This window comes from Novosphingobium sp. KACC 22771 (genome assembly GCF_028736195.1).
In the GTDB taxonomy this organism is placed as follows: domain Bacteria; phylum Pseudomonadota; class Alphaproteobacteria; order Sphingomonadales; family Sphingomonadaceae; genus Novosphingobium.
The window spans coordinates 562,159-583,895 of the sequence record NZ_CP117882.1; the positions used below are offsets into that span (position 1 = coordinate 562,159).

14 protein-coding genes are annotated in these 21,737 nt (G+C 62.6%); 11 read left to right on the forward strand and 3 right to left on the reverse strand.

What is annotated here, in order from left to right:
• Window positions 1-8 precede the first annotated feature (8 nt).
• Window positions 9-965, reverse strand: coding sequence for an aromatic ring-hydroxylating oxygenase subunit alpha (locus PQ467_RS19335; RefSeq protein WP_274177164.1), 957 nt, complete (start codon window positions 963-965; stop codon window positions 9-11).
• Between the two features lie 164 nt (window positions 966-1,129).
• Complete coding sequence (locus PQ467_RS19340; RefSeq protein WP_274177165.1) at window positions 1,130-2,230, reverse strand: YeiH family protein; 1,101 nt, start codon at window positions 2,228-2,230, stop codon at window positions 1,130-1,132.
• A gap of 150 nt (window positions 2,231-2,380) precedes the next feature.
• On the opposite strand from PQ467_RS19340, the gene PQ467_RS19345 reads away from it, so the two are divergent.
• Window positions 2,381-3,598 (forward strand): MFS transporter, encoded by a 1,218-nt coding sequence (locus PQ467_RS19345; RefSeq protein WP_274177166.1) that lies wholly within the window; start codon window positions 2,381-2,383, stop codon window positions 3,596-3,598.
• 73 nt (window positions 3,599-3,671) lie between these two features.
• On the opposite strand, the gene PQ467_RS19350 is transcribed toward PQ467_RS19345, so the two are convergent.
• Window positions 3,672-5,993 (reverse strand): TonB-dependent receptor, encoded by a 2,322-nt coding sequence (locus tag PQ467_RS19350; protein WP_274177167.1) that lies wholly within the window; start codon window positions 5,991-5,993, stop codon window positions 3,672-3,674.
• A gap of 182 nt (window positions 5,994-6,175) precedes the next feature.
• Here PQ467_RS19350 and PQ467_RS19355 point away from each other — a divergent pair, with 182 nt between their 5' ends.
• The 10 genes from PQ467_RS19355 to PQ467_RS19400 all read left to right on the forward strand — a co-directional run bounded on the left by PQ467_RS19355 (window position 6,176) and on the right by PQ467_RS19400 (window position 21,725).
• Window positions 6,176-8,176 carry an alpha-glucosidase gene (locus tag PQ467_RS19355; RefSeq protein ID WP_274177168.1) on the forward strand — a complete coding sequence of 667 codons (2,001 nt, stop codon included), beginning with the start codon at window positions 6,176-6,178 and terminating at the stop codon, window positions 8,174-8,176.
• Window positions 8,173-9,186 (forward strand): LacI family DNA-binding transcriptional regulator, encoded by a 1,014-nt coding sequence (locus PQ467_RS19360; RefSeq protein WP_274177169.1) that lies wholly within the window; start codon window positions 8,173-8,175, stop codon window positions 9,184-9,186. The genes PQ467_RS19355 and PQ467_RS19360 overlap by 4 nt, the downstream gene beginning before the upstream one ends.
• The gene (locus PQ467_RS19365; RefSeq protein WP_274177170.1) at window positions 9,183-10,097 is read left to right on the forward strand and encodes an aldo/keto reductase; all 915 of its coding nucleotides are present in this window, start codon (window positions 9,183-9,185) and stop codon (window positions 10,095-10,097) included. Before PQ467_RS19360 ends, PQ467_RS19365 begins: the two co-directional genes overlap by 4 nt.
• Window positions 10,094-11,197, forward strand: a complete 1,104-nt coding sequence (locus PQ467_RS19370; protein ID WP_274177171.1) for an LLM class flavin-dependent oxidoreductase — start codon at window positions 10,094-10,096, stop codon at window positions 11,195-11,197. The genes PQ467_RS19365 and PQ467_RS19370 overlap by 4 nt, the downstream gene beginning before the upstream one ends.
• A 152-nt stretch (window positions 11,198-11,349) precedes the next feature.
• Window positions 11,350-12,579, forward strand: coding sequence for a molybdopterin-dependent oxidoreductase (locus tag PQ467_RS19375; protein WP_274177172.1), 1,230 nt, complete (start codon window positions 11,350-11,352; stop codon window positions 12,577-12,579).
• Complete coding sequence (locus PQ467_RS19380) at window positions 12,576-12,956, forward strand: cytochrome c (RefSeq protein ID WP_274177173.1); 381 nt, start codon at window positions 12,576-12,578, stop codon at window positions 12,954-12,956. Before PQ467_RS19375 ends, PQ467_RS19380 begins: the two co-directional genes overlap by 4 nt.
• Before the next feature lie 289 nt (window positions 12,957-13,245).
• A complete protein-coding gene (locus PQ467_RS19385; protein ID WP_443193038.1) occupies window positions 13,246-15,708 on the forward strand; it encodes a TonB-dependent receptor in 2,463 nt (820 codons plus the stop codon).
• Between the two features lie 190 nt (window positions 15,709-15,898).
• Window positions 15,899-17,047 carry a YdcF family protein gene (locus PQ467_RS19390; RefSeq protein WP_274177175.1) on the forward strand — a complete coding sequence of 383 codons (1,149 nt, stop codon included), beginning with the start codon at window positions 15,899-15,901 and terminating at the stop codon, window positions 17,045-17,047.
• Window positions 17,044-19,083, forward strand: coding sequence for a glycoside hydrolase domain-containing protein (locus tag PQ467_RS19395; RefSeq protein ID WP_274177176.1), 2,040 nt, complete (start codon window positions 17,044-17,046; stop codon window positions 19,081-19,083). Before PQ467_RS19390 ends, PQ467_RS19395 begins: the two co-directional genes overlap by 4 nt.
• A 110-nt stretch (window positions 19,084-19,193) precedes the next feature.
• The gene (locus PQ467_RS19400) at window positions 19,194-21,725 is read left to right on the forward strand and encodes a beta-glucosidase family protein (RefSeq protein ID WP_274177178.1); all 2,532 of its coding nucleotides are present in this window, start codon (window positions 19,194-19,196) and stop codon (window positions 21,723-21,725) included.
• Window positions 21,726-21,737 lie beyond the last annotated feature (12 nt).

Here is a 21,737-nt window from a genome sequence, read left to right on the forward strand (position 1 = left end):
TCCCGCCCTTACCCGTCCTGCGCCGGTGGTGATGGATCCGGCTTGATCCTGCTGAACCAAATTTTGCGAAAGGCCAGAGTGGGCGCGTCACTGGCCACTGAGCGCTCGTCTCTGGCCGGCGGCACTTCCTGTGGAAACGAACTTTCGATGATCGCCTGATCCTCTCTGGCGATCCGCGCATTCACGCGCGCAAAGAGCGGATCGAACAGGCGGGATTTAGCAAAATTGCGTAGTGTGTAGATCGTCAGGCGAGTCTCGCCGGGCTGGGCCGGGCTGCAAACCGCCAGCATGCGCATGGTTCGCCCGCCCGGATCGATGACCAGTTCCATGATATTGGGGAAATGATAGCGCAGATTCTGGCGGGGTTCCTCACCGGCGCGGATGGCTGAAATCTGCGCGCCATATTCTGTTTCCTGCCAGACCATCTCCATCTTTTCGTTTGTCCGCCCGCGCAGCCCTTTGCCGATGGTGGCGCCGTGCACGAAAGGCAGATGCGGCGTATCCAGCATGTTTTCCATCACGCGCGTCCAGTGCACGCGCCAATGGAAACTCTGGGCCGTAAGGCGCAATTCGGGCTGAAGAAGTATCTCCGGCACTCTGGGCTCGCCTTCTGCTTCACGCGCCGTAAAGATCCAGATCAGCCCGCCTTTTTCGCGTATGGGCAAGGCATTGGCGGAAAGCGCGTCGAGCTTTGCATCCGGGTTCCACGGCACATAGCGGCATTGCCCCGTGCCATCAAACCGCCAGCCATGAAATGGGCAGGTAATCTGACCACGTTCAACGCGCCCAAGCGAGAGGGCAACCCCGCGATGCGGGCAAACATCGTACAGCGCACAAGGCTGCCCCTCGCCATTGCGGAAAAGCACAAGGCGTTCATTCGCCAGCGAAAGCGCCAGAGGTCTATCCGCTCGCACATCGGCGGCAAGACACAGGGGCACCCAGTTTCGCGAAAATTGGGGAAACATAGTCTGGTTCATTGGCTCTGGTTAGCATGCGCGAAGGGGTTTAGGCAGCCTGAGATGTGGCCGTGTTACGCCGCCCTAAACGCGGTTGCCACCGCCATGGCCGGCATTTTTACATAATATGGAATATCGCCAAATTCGGCACACTCTCTGCATCGCACCCGCAATCAATGAATAACCCAAAGCGCAAAGCCGAACGCGACAACAAAGGACGTGGCCGTCGCCGCCAAAACGGGCAGCACCGACGTCCAACCCAATTGCAGGATCAGGTCCGTACGGGTCCGCATCGCCGTAGCCGTCACCGCCAACAGCAGCAGCCCTTTGGAAAACAGCAGGGCGTTGGCAGAAATCAGCGGTGGAACCGCGATCAATGAATGACCGACAACCAACGCCAGAAAAGCCAGAATAAACGGCGGCAGAGCCAAGGCCTTCCAAGGAGAAACCCGTTCTCCGCGCGGATCAAAGCGTTGGACGGCAATTGCCGCCAGAGCCACCAGCGGCCCCAGCAAAGCGACCCGCGTAAGCTTGACGACGGTGGCCGCGGCCCCCGCAGCATTGGAAACCGCGTAACCGCCACCGATCGACTGCGCGACATCGTGAATCGCCGCCCCGGTCAAAAATCCCGCCTGCCGCGCGTCGAAGTGGGCCAAGCGCGCCAATTCTGGATAAATCGTCATCGCCAGCGCGCTTGCAACCGAAACCACGACCAGCGTCAGCGTAAACTGTGCCTGACTGACCCTTTCACGCCCCACCACCCCATAGAGTGCGAGCGCGGCCGACGCTCCGCAAATCGCCGTTGCACCACCAGCCAGAATCCCGATCGCCAACCCCTGCCCCGCCAGCCTTGCGCCCAGCAGCGCCGCGACAATCGCCGCACTCATCACGACCAGCAGCGCGGCGAAAGGCCCCAGCCCCAGCGCCCCGATTTCCGAAAGCGTGACCTGAAAGCCCAGCAGCACGATACCCCAGCGCAAGCAGGTTCGCCCGACGAATTCCAGCCCCGGCGCGGTGCGCGGATCGGCCGAAACAAATTGCATCGCCAGCCCCAGGATCAGCCCCATCAGGATGATCGGCATGCCGTAATGATCGGAAAACCAGGCGCCCGCCGCGCTGACGATCGCGCTGATGGCGATGCCGGGCATAAGCTTCCGCCATTTGGCCGGAGGAGCCGCAGGCGCCGGGGCCAGATGGGTTTCGCCAAACAGATCGCCCGCCCACAGCGGAGTGTTATCCTTGGCATCATGGGGGGCATCATGGGGTGCCGACATGGTTTGCATCTTCCCGAAATTTTCTGCTTTTGCTGGCTTAACCGAGATTATGTCTCACGGTGTCACAACATGCTTTCCTTATCCTCCAAACGCGCTACTGTGCAAGGGTAAAGCGCCGACGACGCGCGTGGATTTGGGGAGAGTTAAACCATGGAACCTGCCGCCAAGCGGGCTTCTTCAGGCGCGACCATGGCTTTGGTGGCGCTGCTGTTTGCGGGCAATGCGCTCAATTATGTCGACCGGCAGGTGGTGGCCCTGCTCAAGCCCACGCTTCAGGCCACATTCCATTGGAACGATGGTGATTTTGCGCATCTTGGCTCTGCCTTCCAATTCGCGGCGGCCAGCGCGCTGGTGTTTGTCGGCTGGTTCATCGACCGGCTTGGCGTGCGCGTGGCCTATGGCGCGGCGGTCACGGTCTGGAGCCTGGCGGGCATGGCGCATGGCATCGCCTCCAACGTTCAACAATTTGTCGCTGCCCGAGTCGTGCTGGCCATCGGCGAGACGGTCAGTACCCCTGCAGGCGTCAAATCGGCCACGGTCTATCTGCCGCCTGACCGGCGCAATCAGGCACTGGGCATCATCAACACCGCGCCCAATATCGGCGCCATTCTGACACCGCTGATCATCCCCCCCTTCGCGGTGGCATTTGGCTGGCAAGCGGCCTTTTTCGTGACCGGCGGGCTGGGGCTGGTCTGGCTGCTAGCATGGTGGTGGGGCACGCGTTCGCTGGAACCGGTGACAAAGGCAGCCGAACGCGCGCCGGTCAACTGGCGCGAATTGCTCAGCGCGCGCAGCAGTTGGGTGGTGATCGGCGCCAAATTCCTGACCGATGGGGTTTGGTGGTTCGTGCTGTTTTGGATGCCGGACTTTTTCAACCGCGTTTTCGGCATGAGCCAGGCACGGCTCGGCTTGCCGGTGGCGATCATCTTCTCGCTGGCGGCGGCGGGGGCCTTGACCGCAGGCGGCCTTTTTCCACGCCTGCGCCGCGCCGGGCAAAGCCTTGATGCGGCACGCAAGCGTTCGATGCTGTTTTTTGCCGTCGTGGTGCTGGCCATGCCTCTGGCCTTGCTGACGCAAAATGTCTGGGCGGCGGCGGTCCTGATCGGGCTGGGCCTGTTTGCGCATCAGGGTTTTTCCACCAACATCTTTGGCATGACCGCCGACATCGTCCCGACCGGGCGCGTCGCCAGTGTGATTGCGCTCGGCGCGGTGGCGGGCAATCTCGCCGGTATGGGAGTGATCGAACTGGCGGGCTGGTCGCTGTCGAGCGGGCTGGGTTATACGCCGATGTTCATTCTTTGCGGCGTGGCCTATCTGCTGGCGCTGGGCTGGATACATCTGATCATGCCCCGGCTGGAAGCGGCCTGAACTAGCTTGAGAGGCAGCAAAAGGGGGCGCTCCAGAACGGAGCGCCCCCTTTTCATTATACGCTGATTTTCAATCAGAAGTTATAGCGGGCGCTGATCCCAAAATAGCGCATCGCGTCGCGCGGGATCTGATAGCGATAGCTGCCCCCCGGCCCGCCGTTGATGATCGAAGCGGCATAGGCCTGATCGAAGAGGTTGCGCACCTGGGCCACGATCCGCCATTTGTCGGTGGGCGAAACCAGCCCTGCCTGAATATTGACCAGACCATAGGCCGGAATCGTGCCGAACTGGCGCTGCACATCGTTGGGTGTGAACAGCGACAACTGGCTCGACTGGAAGTTGCCCGAAGCGCCAAACACCAGATCGGCCCAGCCATCGGTGCGCACGCGATGGTCGAGGCTCAAGGAGCCCTTCCATTTGGGTGCATAGGCCAGCGGCGTACCCGGTTGAATGATCGACGTGGCAGCCGCGCCGGGTGCTGCATAGAAGTTCACCACATGCGCGTCGGTATAGGCCAGACCGCCGCCAAGCGTGGTATCCGGGCCAAGGCGCCATGACATGTCCGCCTCGACGCCCTTGGTGGAAACCTCGCCCGCATTGGTAAAGCGAGTGACGACCACGCCCGCCACCAGATCAGGATTATTCGCCTGGAAATTGTGATACTTGGCATAGAAACCGGCAAGGTTGAGCGTCAGTTTCCCGCCAAACAGCGTGTTCTTCAGACCCACTTCAAAGGCATCGGACGTTTCGGGCGCGATGACATTGGTGCCGGTGGGCGTCAGGTTGAAAAAGATGTTATAGGCCGGACCCTTGTAGCCGCGCGCATAGCTGGCATAGGCCATGACGTCGCGGCTGAGATCGGCTTGCAGCACCGCCTTGCCCGAGAGATTGTCCTTTGAGGTGCCGGTGCGGAAGGGCACGCCATTCGATACGCCAGTATCGAACACGCCCTGATCGAAATTGCCGTTGATCCCCGGCCCGGCCAGCGTGGTGCGACGGATGTGGAACACATCCAGCTTGTCATGCGTATAGCGCAGGCCCCCCACAAGGCGGACACGCTCGGCCAGCTTGAACGTGGCCTGTCCGAAAACAGCCACGTTGCTGAAAGTCGAGCCGAAATCGGCCGTTGCGCTGGGGAAGGTCGAGGGATTGGCATTCGCGCTGCCGCAGGGGATCAGCACGCCGCTGGGTGCGGTGGCCGTGGCGGTGCAGACTTCATCATTGCGCGTAAAGATACGCTCGGAAAAGGCGCGCGAATAATAGGCGCCCAACACATAGGACAGCCGATTGGCCGCAGGCGAGGTCAGCCGCAATTCCTGGCTGAAGGTGTTCGACTTTTGCGGGCCATTGTCGTGCAACTGGTTGAACCCGACATAGGCGCGATCCAGCCAGTCGCCGTCGCGGATTTCGGTGTTGTTCCATTCGCGATAGGCGGTGATGCTGGTCAGTGTGTGGGTGCCGATGTCAATATCGGCCTGCCCCGAAACGCCCCAGCCCTCTTCCTTCGTGCTGGTCACAAGGTTTTGATTAATAAAGCCGGTCTTGGCCCCCATCGGAGTGGGCAGCACATTGAAGGCAAGGCTGGTGGTCGGCGCGCCTGCACCGGTCAACGGGCCGGTGGCGATGATGTCGGCGCAGCAATTGTCATTGTTGCGGTGATAATCGGCCGCAACATAGATTTTGACGCCCGTGCCGGGATTGTAAAGGAACTGGGCGCGGCCGCCGACATGGTCATAGCCGTTGACCATCGATTGGGTCGCCAGATTGCGAATGTTGCCATCATAGGCGCTGGCAAAGCCGGTAAAACGCGCCGCCAGATCCTTGCCGAGCGGAACATTCAGCGCGCCTTTGACGCGCCATTCATTGCCTTCAAAATAATTGGCTTCGATGCTGCCGGAAAACTCGTTCTTGGGCATCTGGCTGGTGATGTTGATGACGCCCGCGCTGGCATTCTTGCCGAACAGCGTGCCCTGCGGCCCGCGTAGCACTTCCATCTGGGCAATGTCGACCAGATCGCTGAACGCCTCGCCCGAGCGGGCATAGACTACGCCATCCACGACGGTCGACACAGACGGCTCGCCCGCGATCGAGAAAGTGGCGGTGCCGACGCCGCGCAGATAGATGGTCTGATTGAGCGTGGTGCCCGATTTCTGGAAGTTGAGCGCCGGGACCAATTGGCTCGCGCTTTCGATGCTGGGTCGCGCGGCGGCGGCCAAAGTCGCGCCGGTCAGCACCGAAACGGCCACAGGCACGCTGTGCAGCGACTCCGAGCGTTTCTGCGCGGTGACGACGATCTCGCCCGCAGTTCCCGAATCCGTTGCCTGCTGCGCCAAGGCGGGGGCGCTGGCCACGGCCAGAAGCGGCAGGCACAATAAGGACGATAGATTTGATTTCACGCTAAAATCCTCCCCAAATGCGGGGGATTGGGCGGTTTCGCCTCTTCCCGCGATGACTTTGTCTCGCATTTTATAACCTTGCGATTGGCGGTTGATTTGCCCGCCGCGCGGCGATATGTCAAGCGGTGTCACACCGATCCAGTCACGGATCGCCAAGACCAAAATCAACGTTTGGATGAGCGATGCAGGTGCAATTTTCTCCGTTCAGGGACGGTTTTCAACTGGATTTCGCCGGGCGAACGCTGCTTCGCCATCACACGGAATGTCCCGCGCTGGTCATAGCGCAGGGCGCGTCTTCGGTTGAAATGTATCGCGGCAATTTCCGCATCGAGGATGCGCCGAGCAACGCCATCACCCCGACGCAATGGCGCATGGAGCAGGATACGATCCTGATGCTCCACAATGACGCGCCCGTCGCGCGTATTGCCTGGGATCAGGCGGCGCTGACCATCCACGCGCTTGATCCCGATTTTGACCGCCTGTGGGTCCATTTTTACGCCGAACCGAACGAAACCATCTGGGGCGGCGGAGAGCAGATGAGCTATCTGGCCCTCAATGGCCGCCGCTTTCCCATGTGGACCAGCGAGCCGGGCGTGGGCCGCGACAAAAGCACCGAGTTGACCCGGATCATGGATGAGACCGGCATGGCGGGCGGCGACTACTGGAACACCAACTATCCCCAGCCCACCGTCCTCACCTCGCGCTGGCTGGCCATCCATCTTGATGCCAGTGTCTATAGCGTGATTGATGCCGGCAATCCGGGGCGCACCAGTTTCGAGGTCTGGGCGGCGCAGGCGCGCTTTGAAATCTTTGCGGCCGATGGGCCGCAGGATCTGGTCGGCCAACTTTCCCACCGCTTTGGCCGCCCCCGCGCCTTGCCCGATTGGGCAATCGGCGGGGCGATTGTCGGGCTGAAGCAAGGCGAAAAGAGCTTTGAGCGGCTCGACGCTTTCCTCGATGCGGGCGCGGCGGTTTCGGGCCTGTGGTGCGAGGATTGGGCGGGCATCCGCGAGACCAGCTTTGGCCGCCGCCTGTTCTGGGATTGGCAGCGCAGCGAGGCCCGTTATCCCGATCTGCCCGCGCGGATCAAGGCGCTCAATGAACGCGGCATTCGCTTTCTTGCCTATGCCAATCCCTATCTGGCCGTCGACGGCCTGCTCTATCAGGAAGCCTTGGTGAGCGGGCATTTGTGCCGCAAGCTGGACAGCGACGAGCCCTATCTGGTCGATTTCGGGGAATTTTATTGCGGCGTGCTCGATTTCACGCGTGAGGAAAGCTGCGTCTGGTTTGCGCAGCGTATTCTCTGCCGCGAGATGCTCGACATCGGCATTGACGGCTGGATGGCCGATTTCGGCGAATATCTGCCCACCGACGTTCGCCTCGCCAATGGCATGGACGCGATGGAGGCGCATAATCTCTGGCCGGTGCTGTGGGCGCAGGTCAATGACCGCGCCCTGGCCATGCGCGGACGTCAGGGGGACGCAGTGTTCTTCATGCGCGCAGGGTTCAGCGGCGTTTCACGCGCCTGCCCACTGCTTTGGGCCGGGGATCAGTCGGTTGATTTCACCCGCCATGACGGGCTCGGCACGGTCATCACGGCCGCGCTTTCGTCCGGTCTCGTCGGCAATGCCTACAGCCATTCCGATTGCGGCGGCTACACTTCGCTGCACGGCAATATTCGCAGCGTTGAACTGATGCAGCGCTGGTGCGAATTGGCCGCCTTTGCCCCCGTCATGCGCAGCCACGAGGGCAATCGGCCCGACGACAATCTGCAATATGACTCCAGCCCCGAACTGTTGGCCAATTTCGCCATGTGGAGCAGGATTCACGCCCATCTGGCGCCCTATGTCCGCCACTTGTGCGACGAGGCGGTGGCCACCGGCCTGCCCGTCCAGCGCCCGCTGTTTCTGCATTATCCGCAGGACAGCGGCCTGTTCGCGCTGCAGGATCAGTTCCTCTACGGCGCCGACCTTCTTGTCGCCCCCGTTGTCGAAGAAGGCGCGACCAGCCGCCAAGTCATCCTGCCGGGCGAACAAGCGTGGCGCCACGTATGGTCGGGCGCGGATTACGCGCCGGGAGAGCATGACATTGCCGCGCCCATCGGCCATCCTCCTGTCTTCTATCGGACAGACAGCGCCTTTGCCGATCTGTTTGCCCGGATGCGGGAGATCGTGGCGGAATGAGTGAGCGATCCAATATTCGCGATGTGGCCGCTTTGGCGGGGGTGGCGGTCAAAACGGTCAGCCGGGTGCTGAACGGCCATCCCTATGTCAGCGCCGCCATGCGCGAAAAGGTGGAAAAGGCGATGAAGGAGCTGGAATTCCGCCCTTCGATCGCGGCGCGTATCCTGTCGGGATCCAAATCGAACCAGATCGCCCTGATCTATGACAACCACAGCCCCTATTACATGTTCCAGATCCAGAGCGGATGCTGGGATTACTGCAAGGCCCACGGCATCCGCCTGATCGCCCAGCCGGTTGACGTGGCCGATCCCCAAGTCGGCGATTCCGTAAGGGGATTGGTCAGCGAGACCCATGTTGACGGTATCATCCTGTCCTCGCCGGTCACCGATTGCGTGGGCGTGCTTCAGGCTCTGGACGCACTGGACGTGCCCTTCGTCCGCATTTCGCCCGGCACCAATCATGCGCTGACATCCTCGGTGTTCATGGATGATGCGCAGGCCGCCGATGACATGACCACCCATCTCATCAACATCGGCCATCGGCGGATTGGTTTCATCAAGGGCCACCCAAACCATATGTCGAGCGATGATCGCTTGTTCGGTTATCGCCGCGCTCTCGATCGGGCGGGCATTGCCTTTGAGCCGCAATTGGTGATGCCCGGCGAGTTCGATTTTGAAAGCGGGTTTGCCGCGGGCGGCATGTTGCTGGATCTGGCCCATCCGCCCAGCGCGATCTTTGCCGCCAATGACGATATGGCGGCGGGCGTGCTGGCCATGGCCCACGGGCGCGGCATCGCCCTGCCCGATCAACTTTCGGTGGTGGGCTTTGACGACACCACGCTCGCGCGCACGGTCTGGCCCGCGCTGACCACCATTCATCAGCCGATGGCCGAACTGGCGCGGACAGCCACCGAAATCCTCATCGCCGGGGGTGATATCACGCACCGCCGTCTCTCGCACACCCTTGTCGAACGCGCCTCGGTTGCGGCGCCTTTCAGGAAGAACTCATGAGCCTTTTGCCTCTCCCCCCTGCTTTGCGCCCGCTGGGGGCGTCCGGTCTGAATGTCTCCCCCATCGCGTGGGGCATGTGGCGCCTTGCCGAAGGCAGGCGCACGGCGGCCGATGCGGCGCGCCTTGTCCACGCCGCGCTTGATGCCGGGATCACGCTGCTCGACACCGCCGACATCTATGGTTTTGACGGCAGCGGCGGGTTTGGCGATGCGGAAAGTCTGCTGGGCGAGGTGATCGCCGCCGATCCGGGCCTGCGGAACCGTTTTGTGCTGGCGTCCAAGGGCGGCATCATGCCCCCCCTGCCCTATGACCAGTCGAGCGAGTATCTGAACGCCGCCATCGACGCCTCGCTGCGCCGGTTGAAGGTCGAGACCATCGACCTCTATCAGGTCCACCGCCCCGACATTCTGGCCCATCCGGCGCAGGTCGCCCGCGTGCTCGACGATGCCGTGGCTTCGGGCAAGATCCGCGCCATCGGCGTGTCCAATTTCACCCAGGCGCAGGTGGCCGCGCTCAACCATTTCCTGACCAACAAGCTGGTCGTCACCCAGCCCGAAATCAGCCCGCTGCGCATCACCCCGCTTGAAAACGGCGAGATGGATCAGGCGATGATGCTGGGCATAACGCCGCTGGCATGGTCGCCGCTGGGCGGGGGCCGTCTGGCTGCGCCAGAAACCGCGCGCGATCTGGCCGTGGCCGAGGCGCTGGACGTGGTGGCCGACGATCGCGGCGTGTCGCGCACCGTGGCGGCCTACAGCTGGCTGATGGCGCATCCCGCCGGGATCATCCCCATTATCGGTTCACAAAACCCGGCCCGTATCGCCGAAGGGGCCGCCGCCCTCTCGGTCCAGTGGAGCCGGGAAGAATGGTACGGCGTACTGGTCGCCGCACGAGGAGAGAGGTTGCCATGAGCGAAGAACAACCCAAGGGTCAACAGTGTGAAATCGCATGGTTTTCGGCCCTGTGTGACGATGACTATGAATTTCTGGGCGTGCACGATCCCTATCTGAAATCCAGTTGGGAGCATTGCCGCAACATCGTGATGCGCGCCGAAGAGGGCGGGTTTGACAATATCCTGCTCCCCTCGGGTTACAGCCTCGGGCTGGACACCACCGCCTTTGCCGCCGCCGTGGCGACGCAGGTGCGCCGGATCAAGCTGCTTTGGGCCACGCGTATTGGCGAAGACTGGCCGCCGCAACTGGCGCGCCGCATCGCCACGCTGGACCGCATCCTTGGGCCGAATGCGGATGGAACGGGCGGGCGGCTTAACGTCAACATCATTTCCTCGGACATGCCGGGTGAACAGATGGCCTCTGGGCCGCGCTATGCCCGCGCGACCGAAGTGATGAAGATCGTGCGTACGCTGCTCAATGGGGAATCGCTCGATCATGAGGGCGAATTTTATAAGCTCAAGCTCGACCCGCCGCGCATCACCACGATTTCGGGCAAGGCGCCTGCCTTCTATTTCGGCGGCCTGAGCCATGAGGCACGTGAATGCGCGGCGGAGGGCTGCGATGTCTATCTGATGTGGCCCGACACGATGGACAAGGTGCGCGAGACCATCGCCGACATGAAAGCGCGCGCTGCCCGCTTCGGCCGCAGCCTGAAATTCGGCTATCGCGCCCATGTCATCGTGCGCGAAACCGAGGATGAGGCCCGCGCCTATGCCACCCGCCTGCTCTCCAAACTGGACGACGAAGCAGGCCGCGCCATCCGCGAACAATCGCTCGACGCCAAGAATTTCGGGGTCCAGCGTCAGGCCGAATTGCGGCAGGCGGCGGGCAATGACGGCTATGTCGAGGACCATCTGTGGACCGGCATCGGGCGGGCGCGGTCGGGCTGCGGCGCGGCGATTATCGGCACGCCGGATCAGGTGCTCTCCAAACTGCGCGCCTATCAGGCCGAGGGGATCGAGGCTTTCATCCTGTCGGGCTATCCCCACGCGCAGGAGGCAGACCTGTTTGCCCGCCATGTCCTGCCCCATATCCAGCATGGTCCGCTGAATATCTGAGGTCGATGCAGAGGGGGCATTGTGACGCCCCCTCTCCCGCCCGGCGGGACGCGGACGCATCTAGCGCATAGTTTTCTGGAAAGCGTTGCGAATCAAATGTATGATCTGTTGCCCACCCATGGGCGAAACACGCGTAGGGAGCGCTGCTCAAAATGACACACTTTTCGCGCCGAAAGCTGCTGGGCGGTGTGGCGTTGGGCGGGCTTGGCATGGTGGCGCGGCCGCTGTGGGCGCAGGCAGCCGGGGTGGTTGATCTGCACCTGCCGGGCAAACCCTCGACGCGCCCGCTGACCAAAGCGTTCCCGCAAAAGGGCGAGATGATCCTGCAACGGGTCCGCCCGCCCCTGCTGGAGACGCCGATGCAGGTGTTTGACCAGCATATCTTGACCCCCAATGACCAGTTCTATGTACGCTGGCATTGGGCTAATATTCCCGAGAGCGTGGATGCCAAGGCATTTCGCCTGACGGTGCGGGGCCATGTGGAACGCAAGGTGGAGCTGCGGCTCGATGACCTGCTGCACGGGTTTGAGCGGATCGAATATGTCGCCGTCAACCAGTGTTCCGGCAATTCGCGTGGGCTGTTTTCGCCTTCGGTGGCGGGGGCCGAGTGGGGGCATGGCGCGATGGGCAATGCGCGCTGGACGGGCGTGCGGCTGCGCGATGTGCTGGACCGGGCGGGCGTGAAGGCGGGTGCCGTTGATGTGCGTTTCGGCGGGTTGGACGAGGCGATGGTGAGCGAGGGGCCCAAGTTCCTCAAATCACTGGCCATTGACCACGCGCGCGATGGCGAGGTGATGATCGCCTATGCCATGAACGGCGAGCCTTTGCCGCTGCTCAACGGCTATCCGCTGCGGCTGGTGGTTCCTGGCTGGTACTCGACCTATTGGGTCAAGATGCTGTCCGACATCGAGGTTTTGCCGCAGAAAGACGACAATTTCTGGATGGCCAAGGCCTATCAGGTGCCCAAGACGCCGTTTGGCCATGTTCCGCCCGGCACCGCCGACTTCCCCAAGGAGCCGATCAGCCGCATGGTGCCTCGCTCGCTCATCACCAATCTGGCCGAGGGACAGGTGGTGAAGGCGGGAGCGCCGCTCGCAATTGCGGGCGTGGCGATGGGCGGCGATTGCGGCGTGGCGAAGGTCGAAATCTCCACCGATGGCGGCGCCACTTGGCAGGCCGCCGCGCTGGGCGAGGATCTGGGCCCCTACAGCCTGCGCCGCTTTACCCACCGAATGACCACGCCTGCCGGGCGCTTCACGCTGGCCTGCCGCTGCACCAACACCAAGGGAGTCAGCCAGCCCATGACGATGAATTGGAACCCCAGCGGCTATATGCGGGCGGGCGTTGAAACGCTGACGCTGATGGCGGGAGACAAGGCATGAGGGGCAAGCTGATGATAGGGCTGGCGCTGGCGGCGCTGGCGGTTCCGGTATGGGCCGCGCATGCCCCGCGCAAGGCGGCGGTGAAGGCGGTGGTGACGACTGGCCCTGTCTTTCGCAATGTCCGGGTCAGCCTGCCGCAGGATTTCGATGTGGAATATCCCGCAGGCCCCGGCGCGGATTCGGTCAACGCCAATTGCCGCGCCTGCCATTCGCCCTCGATGGTGCTGACCCAGCCGCCGCTTTCGGCCGAGGAGTGGCACAAGGAGGTCCGCAAGATGATCGACGTTTACAAGGCGCCCATCGCGGAGGATCAGGTCGAGGCCATCACGGGCTATCTCAAAGCCATGCCGACATCGGCGGGAAGGAAGGGCGCGTAAAGCTCGAAACGCGCACCCCTGCGGCAGGAATTGCAGGTCTGCAATCTGTCACAATTCGTGAATTTCGCGGACGATGGGCGGTGATATCCGGGATCGAGCGTTCAGCTTGGTCTGTAATGGCGCCTGCGTGCCGTTCTGCCACAGGCAAAATCCCCCGACTGTCATGAAAGTTTCCCCGAAGCGCCCTAGGCGAACGCGCAACGGCAGAGCTCTGCCGCCTTTTAAATAAAATAATTTGGCGAATTAAAAAAAGGGGCGATTTCACATGCAGATTTCCAACCGGGCTTCGATGCTCGCCATCATGATGATGCTGGCTATGCCATCGCAGGGGCAAGCCGAAGAAGCACCCGCCGCGCCCGCAGCGGCCCAGGATCAACCCACCGACATTATCGTCACTGGCGCGGCGCGGGCCGAGCGGCGCTTCGATGTGTCCTATGCGATCAATTCGTTGAACCAGAACGACATTGCCAAAATCGCGCCCAAGAATTTCGCCGACCTGCTCGGCACCGTTCCCGGCATCCATGTCGAGGCCACCGGCGGCGAGGTCCAGAACATCACCCGCGTGCGCGGCATTCCCAACGATCGTGGCTATCTGATCTTTCAACAGGATGGCCTGCCGCTTTATCATGAGATCGACGGCGTGTTCTTCAACTCGGGCGAAGGCATGAACCGCTATGACCTGATGAGCGAGCGCGTGGAAATCGTGCGCGGCGGCCCCGCCCCAATCTATGCCAGCAGCGCCGCCGCTATTGCCAACACGATCACCGTCACCGGCAAGGCGCAGTCGGCAGGCAAGGCGCAGGTTACGCTGGGCGACACCGGCCTCTATCGCCTTGATGCGATGCAGTCCGGGCCGCTGGGGGACCGCACCTATTACGCCATCGGTGGATTTTTGCGCCAGCATGACGGATATCGCGACAGCGGCTTTCCCAGCGATCGCGGCGGCCAGATCCGCGCCAATATCAAGCATGATCTCGACAATGGCTATATCAAGGCCTCGATCATGTATGTGAATGACCATAACGTCTTCTATCTGCCGATCCCGGTGGCCGATCCGCGCAATCCCTCCGTCTCGCTTGACCCCTATATCAATTATTTCAGCGGCACGATGAACTCGCCCTCGCTGCGCAATGTGGTGATCAAATATCGCGATGGCGCGGGCCAGACGCAGAGCCTGACGCGCGATCTGGCCAATGGCCGCCATATGCGCTTTTTCAACGCCGGGCTGGATTATCAGGGCGATTTCGGGGGCTGGCTGATCTCTGCCAAATTCGGCGCAACGCAGGGCAAGAGCAGCTTCGATGCTTTCTACTCCACCACCAACCCGGCCGACGCCACCACCTTTGCCAACAGCTACCTGACCGCCGCGCAGACCGCCTTTGGCGCCGTGACGCGCATGGGCTATGCGCTGGCGGGCACCAATGGCCAGAGCGCCTATAACCCCGCCGCCGCCTCGGGCCTTGTCATGTCGGGCCAATATCGCGCGGTAGAATCGAAATTCTACTCGGTGCAGGGCGACCTGAGCGTCACGCGCAAATTCGACACCCCGCTGGGCAGCCATGACCTGCGCGCCGGGCTTTACAGTTCGTTCTACGGCAACACCAATTTCACCGTCTATCAGGACATGCTGATCGAAGTGGCCGGCAAGCCGCGCACGCTCGATCTGGTCGCCTATTCGAACAGCGGCGCGGTCTTGGGCTATGTCACGCAAAATGGCGTGCTGCGTTATGGCACCACGCTGGCCAATGCCAAGGCGGATGCGCGCATGATCGCGCTTTACGCCAATGACACCTGGGACATCACCGATGGCCTGCGGGTGGATGCGGGCATCCGGCGCGAATGGTATGGCTATACCGGCTTTGCCACCAACACCACCGCCGCCGATCTGGGCGATCCCACCACGCTGGCCGACAATGCGGTGCGGGCATTGAACGCCACCACCGTCAACCAGCGCCTGAACCCTTCGGCCACCAACTGGACGGTGGGCGTCAATTATGACTTCACCCGCCATCTGGGCGCCTATGCCCGCGTGTCCAATCTGGAGGTGCCGCCGCAGGCCAATGTCGTGGCCAGCATCAACCCCACCATCGTCCAGACCAAGGCGCGCCAATATGAACTGGGCATCAAGGCCAGCTTTGGCCAGAATTACCTCTATGTGACCGGCTTTTACACCAAGTTTAACCCGTTCAACGCCTCCTTCGTCGCCTATAACCCCACCACGGGCCGCAATGACCAGTCGGTGCCCTTCATCGGGGAGGCCGTGGCCAAGGGGATCGAAATGGACGGACGCGTGGTGCCTGTCTCGTGGTTCGCGCTTAATGGCTCGGTCACGCTGGCCGATCCGCAATATCGCAATCTTGCCAACAGCGCCGGTGCTGACCCCAGCGCCGTCAACGGCAAGCAGATCATCCGCGAACCCAAATTCTTCGGCAACATCCGCCCGACCGTGAATGTCAAATTGGGCAAGGGCGATCTGGAGATTTACGGGCGCTATGAATGGGTGGGTCGCCGTTATGTCGACCTGTTCAACCTTACCTCCCTGCCCGCCTATGAAACGCTGGGCGCGGGCGCGACGCTCAACTGGGGCGCATGGCGGGTCCAGGTGGTCGGCGACAACCTGACCAATGCCAAGGGCCTGACCGAGGGCAACCCGCGCACCGACCAGTTGGCGGGCCAAGGAGCCAGCGATGCGATCTATGGCCGTCCGTTGTTTGGTCGCAATGTGCGCCTGATCGTCGGCCTGTCCTGGTAAACTGCGACGGATACCGGCCCGCCGCAAAGGATGCGGCGGGCCTTTGCACCATGCGAGGTGAATTATGATCGGCAGGAACACAATGCGCTGGCTGGCTCCACTATGCGCTATTTTGCTTTGCGCGCCCCATTCGACCCATGCTGCAAGCATCCCGACCAGCCCCATTGTCCTGTCGGCGGCAGAGCAGCCCTTGGCCCGCAGAATTGTTCCGCTAATGCATGATCTGGCGCAGGCGCCGGGCTGGCGCGCCGCTTTGCGCGCCGATGCCGATATGCAGGCGCTGGCCGCCGAACGTCTGGCGCGGGTCAATGCCGCCGCGTCATGCGCGCCGCAACCGTCCTGTCTGGCACAGGCATGGTTGTGGAGCGAGGCGGATCAAGCGCGCGTTTCGGCGGCGCTGCACCGTATCGGCGCGGATCGGGCGCTGCTGTCTGCGCTGGTGGGCGTGCGGATGCGCCCATCGCGGTTGTACGCCCGGCATGACGAATTGGACGATGCGGCCCTGCTCGACGCGGCATGGCGCGAGGCGGCAGGAGGCCTGAACCATATCGTTGCCGTCTATTCGCTGGGCGAAAAGCCGCGCTATCCGGTGATCGACAGCATGATTTTTGACTCCCGCGATGCGGCCTATCCCGCCGTCCTGAAATCCCACACCGCCGTAACCCTGGCCGAGGGGGCCGCAGAGGACACGGTGCTGGAACCCGCCTTGCGCTATGCGATGGGACTGCTGGCCGCCAATGAGCGCGCCAATGCAGCCGAATATCTGCCGCTTTCCTCCGGGCTGAACGCGGCCTCCTTTGCCGCCCTGCGCACGATCCGGCAGACCTCGTATCCCTATTCGGCCGTGCTGGTCTTTGGCCATGGGCCGGAGGATGCCGTATCGCATACCGGGGTGCTGGGCCATTTGCGCCTTCGCCTTGCCGCCACGCAACTGGCCAAGGGGGCTGCGCCGGTCATTATCCTGTCGGGCGGGCGGGTCCATCCCAACCGCACCGGCTATAACGAAGCTGTCGAGATGCGGCAGGAACTGATCTCCCTTTACGGCGTCTCGCCCACGCGGATTGTGATCGAGCCCCACGCTCGCCACACCACAACCAATCTGCGCAATTGCGCGCGCCTGCTGCTGGCCGCACCCTTTGCGCAGGGCAAACCGGCGCTGCTCGTCACCGATCCTGCCACCCATGCCTATATTGCCGGGGAAGGCTTTGCCGCGCGCAACCGGGCCGAACTGGGCTATGAACCGGCCCGCGTGATGCCGGGGCCGGATGCGCTCTCGCTGCGCATTGTGCCTGATGCACATTCCTATCACGTCGATCCTCTGGACCCGCTGGACCCATGAACGTCTTACGCCTCGCGCTGCTCGCCAGCCTCGCCGCCGCTGCCCCCCTGCAGGCGCAGCGGGCCCGGTCGCTTCTCGATCTGGTCAATCCCTTTGTCCGCACGCTGGAGGATTACGGCCAATTGACCCCTGCTGCCGTTGCGCCTTTCGGCATGGTGCAATTGGGGCCGGACACCGCCCCTGCCAACCACAATGGCTATGATTTCGCCGCCCAAACCTTGCGCGGGTTTTCGCATACCAGAGCGGTGGGCGTCGGCTGCGCGGGGGCTGGCGGTGATCTGCTGGTCGCGCTGGATTATGCGGGCGCGCCGGACTTGGCGCGGATGGACAAGGCCAGCGAGCGCGCCGCGCCCGGCTTTTATCATCTGCGTTATGGTGACGGAATTGTGGCCGATCTCGTGGCCACACGCGGCGGCGGCGTGGCGCGTTTCACCCTGCCGCGATCCGGGCGAGTTCGTTTGCGCCTCGATCCTGTTCATGCCTATGCCAAACGGATCAGCGCCACATGGCTGACCCGCTCCACGCAGGACCTTCGCACCGAGCTGGTCGGCGGCACGGTATGCAATGCGGGGCGCTATCGCCTGTTCACGGCATCAACGCTGTGGCGCAACGGGCGGCCTGTCGCCATGCCGGTGACGATCGGCCCTGATCAGCGCGCCTTTGTGGACATCAGCGGCCATGCGGGCGATGTCATCGAATGGCGCACCGGCCTGTCCTCGGTCGATGGCAAAGGCGCGGCGCTGGTCCGCGATAGCGAACTGGGCGCGCGCAGCTTTGCCGGCCTGCGCGCAGCGACGGGGCGGCGCTGGCAGGCCTTGCTAGACCATTGGCGCCCCGGCGGGCCGGAACGGCGCCGTGCCCTGTTCGCCACCTCGCTGTTTCGCGCGCTGCAAACGCCTGTGGCGATTGTCGATGGCGACGGACGCTATCGCGGCGCGGATGGCGCCATCCGCCACACCCCCACCGGGCATCAGCGCTACGCCAGTTGGGCGATGTGGGACAATTACCGCACCTTGATGCCCTTGCTGGCGCTGTCCTATCCGCAGGAGGCGCAGGATATTGCCGCATCGCTGGTCGAGCTTTATCAGACGGGCAAGCAGCGCTGGGCCACGCAAACGGAGCCTTTTTTGACTGTGCGGACCGAGCATAGCGGGGTCGCGCTGCTCGATTTTTACCGCAAGGGCATCCGCTTTGACGCCAAGGCGGCTTTGGCAGGCATGGCGGCCGAAAGCGCCGCCTTGGCCCGCGCCACGCCCGATGAACAGATCGAGGCCGCCTATGACGATTGGGCAACCGCGCAACTGGCGCAGGATTTGGGCGATGGCGCGATGGCCGAGCGTTTTGGCGAGAAGGCTTTGGCCTATCGCGCGATGTGGACCGATGTGTTCCAGAACCTTGGCCCCGACGCCGATGTCGTCAAGGCCCGCGGGCTCTATCAGGGGACGCTCTGGCAATATCGCTGGGCGCCGGTTTTCGACTTGCCCTGGGTGGCACAGCAATTGGGAGCGTCGCGTTTCGATGACGAGTTGACGCGCTTTTTCGACGACGACCTCTATAACATGACCAATCAGCCCGACATTCAAACGCCCTTTCTCTTTGCATGGCGCGGGCATCGCGAAAAGAGCGACCGATTGATCCACCGCTTGCTCGATCAGGAGGTGAACCACCCCTATACCAACGCGGCCAAACGTCCCACCCCATGGCGCGGGCATAGCTTTGCGCTCTCGCCGCAGGGTTTTGCCGATGGGATGGACGATGACGCGGGCGGCATGACCAGTTGGTATGTCCTGGCTTCGCTGGGCCTCTATCCACTGGTGCCCGGCGACCCGCATTATGTGGTGGTATGCCCCAGCTTTGACCAGATGCGGGTGCGCGTTGCAGGCGGCTGGGTGGACATTCGGCGGAGTTTTGCCAAGCAAATCTCGGCGCGATGGACCGACAGGGCGGGTAAGTCGCGAGAATTGGGTACAATGCTTGCCCACGCCGATTTGGCCAGCGGAGGGACGTTGCATGTGGATTGCGCAAAGGAGCGATGATGCTCGTCCATAATGTTTATCCAATTTGAAGGATTGATCTGGCTTTTTGTTGCAATTGGCCCTACCAATGATTCCACCCAGCATAGAAAACACAATGGGAGTGGACAGGTATGGCACGCAGTTTGAACCGCCGATGGGCCGTCGGCGCGGCGCCGATGGTGATGGCAGTGGCGGGCGTCACGCTCGCACCATCGGCTAAGGCGCAAACCGTTAATCCATGGATGGCGCCGACCATCGTGGCCGAGCAACAGAGCGCCCCCGATGATGCAGCCCGCGAGGCGGTGGCGCGGCGCAGGGCGAAAATGCTGCTTTCCGCGATGACGCTGGATCAGAAATTACAGCAATTGACCGGCGCCAAGCCCGAAATTCTGCCCGATTTGCCGGCCTGCCTCGGTGGGCGCCATGTCACGGGCATTGCCTCGCTCAATATTCCCACATTCCGCATAACCAACGGACCGGTCGGATTGGGCCAAAACGATTGTGTCTCGCCGGAGGTGAGCAAAATCAAGCTGAGCTTCCCCGGTATCGGCGAAATTTCCGCCGCCTATGGCCATCCCACTTCGGCCAAGGCCACCGCCTTGCCCTCGGCCATCGGGGCGGCGGCATCGTTCGATCCGGCGGTCGCGGGCATGTATGGCGAAGTGATCGCCGCCGAAATGCTTGATCTGGGCCTGCATGTGTTCGAGGCGCCCGGCGTCAATCTGGCCCGCCTGCCGATCCTTGGGCGCAACATGGAGTATTTCGGCGAAGACCCCTATCTGAGCGGATCAATGGCCGTGGCCGAAACCAAAGCGATCCAGTCGCGCGGGTTGATCGCCATGGTCAAGCATTTCGCGGCCAATGAGCAGGAAACCAATCGCCAGACCATTCAGGAAACAGTGGACAGGCAGACCTTGCGCGAGCTTTATCTGCTGCCCTTTGAAATGGCGGTCAAGGACGGCAAGGTCGCGGCGGTTATGTGTGCCTACAATTACGTCAACGGCCAGTCATCCTGCGAAAACCTCTCGATGCTTGACGATGTGCTGCGCAAGGATTGGGGCTTTACCGGCTATGTCCAATCCGACTTTTTCGCGATGAAGAGCACGGTGGCGACGCTGGCCAATGGCACCGACCATGAAATGCCGATGCCGCTGCATTGGGCGCCCGCCAAGATCCGCGCGGCGCTGGACAAGGGCGAATTGACGCAGGCGCGCATCGATGAGGCGCTGGAGCGGCGCTATACCCAGAGCTTCAAGCTGGGCATTTTCGACCGCAAGCTGGAACGCCGCCCCATCGACTTTGCCGCAGGCGGCCGCAAGGCGCGCGAGATCGGCGGGCGGGCCACCGTATTGCTGCAAAACAACGGCGCGCTGCCGCTACGGGGGGATCTGCGCAAGCTGGTGCTGATCGGCAAGGCGAGTCAGGTCTATGCTCAGCAGGCCGTGGCGGGCGGCGCGGTGGTGGGCGAACCGATGGGCGCGGGCGGGGGCAGTTCCGACGTTGTGCCCGAATATACCGTGTCGCCTTTGGCGGGCCTGCGCGCGGCTCTGACGGATCTGGGCAATGCGGGGGCTTCGGTTCGGCTGATTCTGGTCGATGACGCCAACACTTCGGCCACGATCGACGGCCAGAGCGCGAGTTTTGCCCAAGTGAAAGCCGCAGCCGCAGAGGCCGATGCCGTAGTGATGATGGCGGGCACGATTTCGGAGGAAGGCGCCGACCGCGCCACTTTCACCGACCGGAGCGGTCACCAACTGGCCGCATCGGCAGCGGCAGGCAGCAGCCTTGACTGGTATGCGGGCCGTTCCAACAATATCGCCACTGTTGAGGGCGACAATCGGGCCAAAAACAGCGGCACTGTGGCCATGATCGAGGCTTTGATCGCCAATCCAAAGGTCGCGGCCAAATCGGTGCTGGTGCTCAAGGACAATGCCGGCGTCGCCCTGCCGGCCTCTTTGGTGGGCGCAAAAGGTCCCGCGATTGTCGAGGCATGGTTTCCGGGGCAGGAGGACGGCAATATCGTGGCCGATGTCCTGTTCGGGCGGGTCAACCCTTCCGGCAAATTACCGGTCAGCGTGCCATTTGTCGGCAAAGGCTTCCTTGACCATGTCACCGCCTCGCAGTTCCCCGGCACGCTCTCGGAGGACGGCAAGCTGCAAACCGTGACCTATAGCGAAAAACTGGCGATCGGTTATCGCTGGTATGACGGGAATGTCAGCGGGGCCTGTCCGGTCAGCAAGGGGGCGAATGCCTGCCTTGCCTTCCCCTTCGGCCATGGCCTGTCCTATACCAGCTTTGCCATGGGCAAGCCGGAACTGAACCACACGGGCGGCGCGTGGCAGGTTTCGGCCCGCGTCACCAACACCGGCAAGCGCGAGGGCGCGCAAGTGGTACAGGTCTATCTCGGCCTGCCCGCCAGTGCGGACAAGGTGGGCGCAAAGCAGCCTCCGCGCCGCCTGATCGGCTATCAGCGTCTTGCCCTGATGCCGGGCGAAAGCAAGCAGGTCGCCATCGCGATTGATCCCAAGGCAAGCCACCACCCGCTGGGCGTGTGGGATGAACAGGCCCATGGCTGGGTGATTCCCAAGGGCGATTTCACGGTCTGGGTCGGCACGTCCTCCGCCCCCGGCGATCTGGTAAAGGCAGGGATTATCGCGCCTTGACGCGATAGGGGG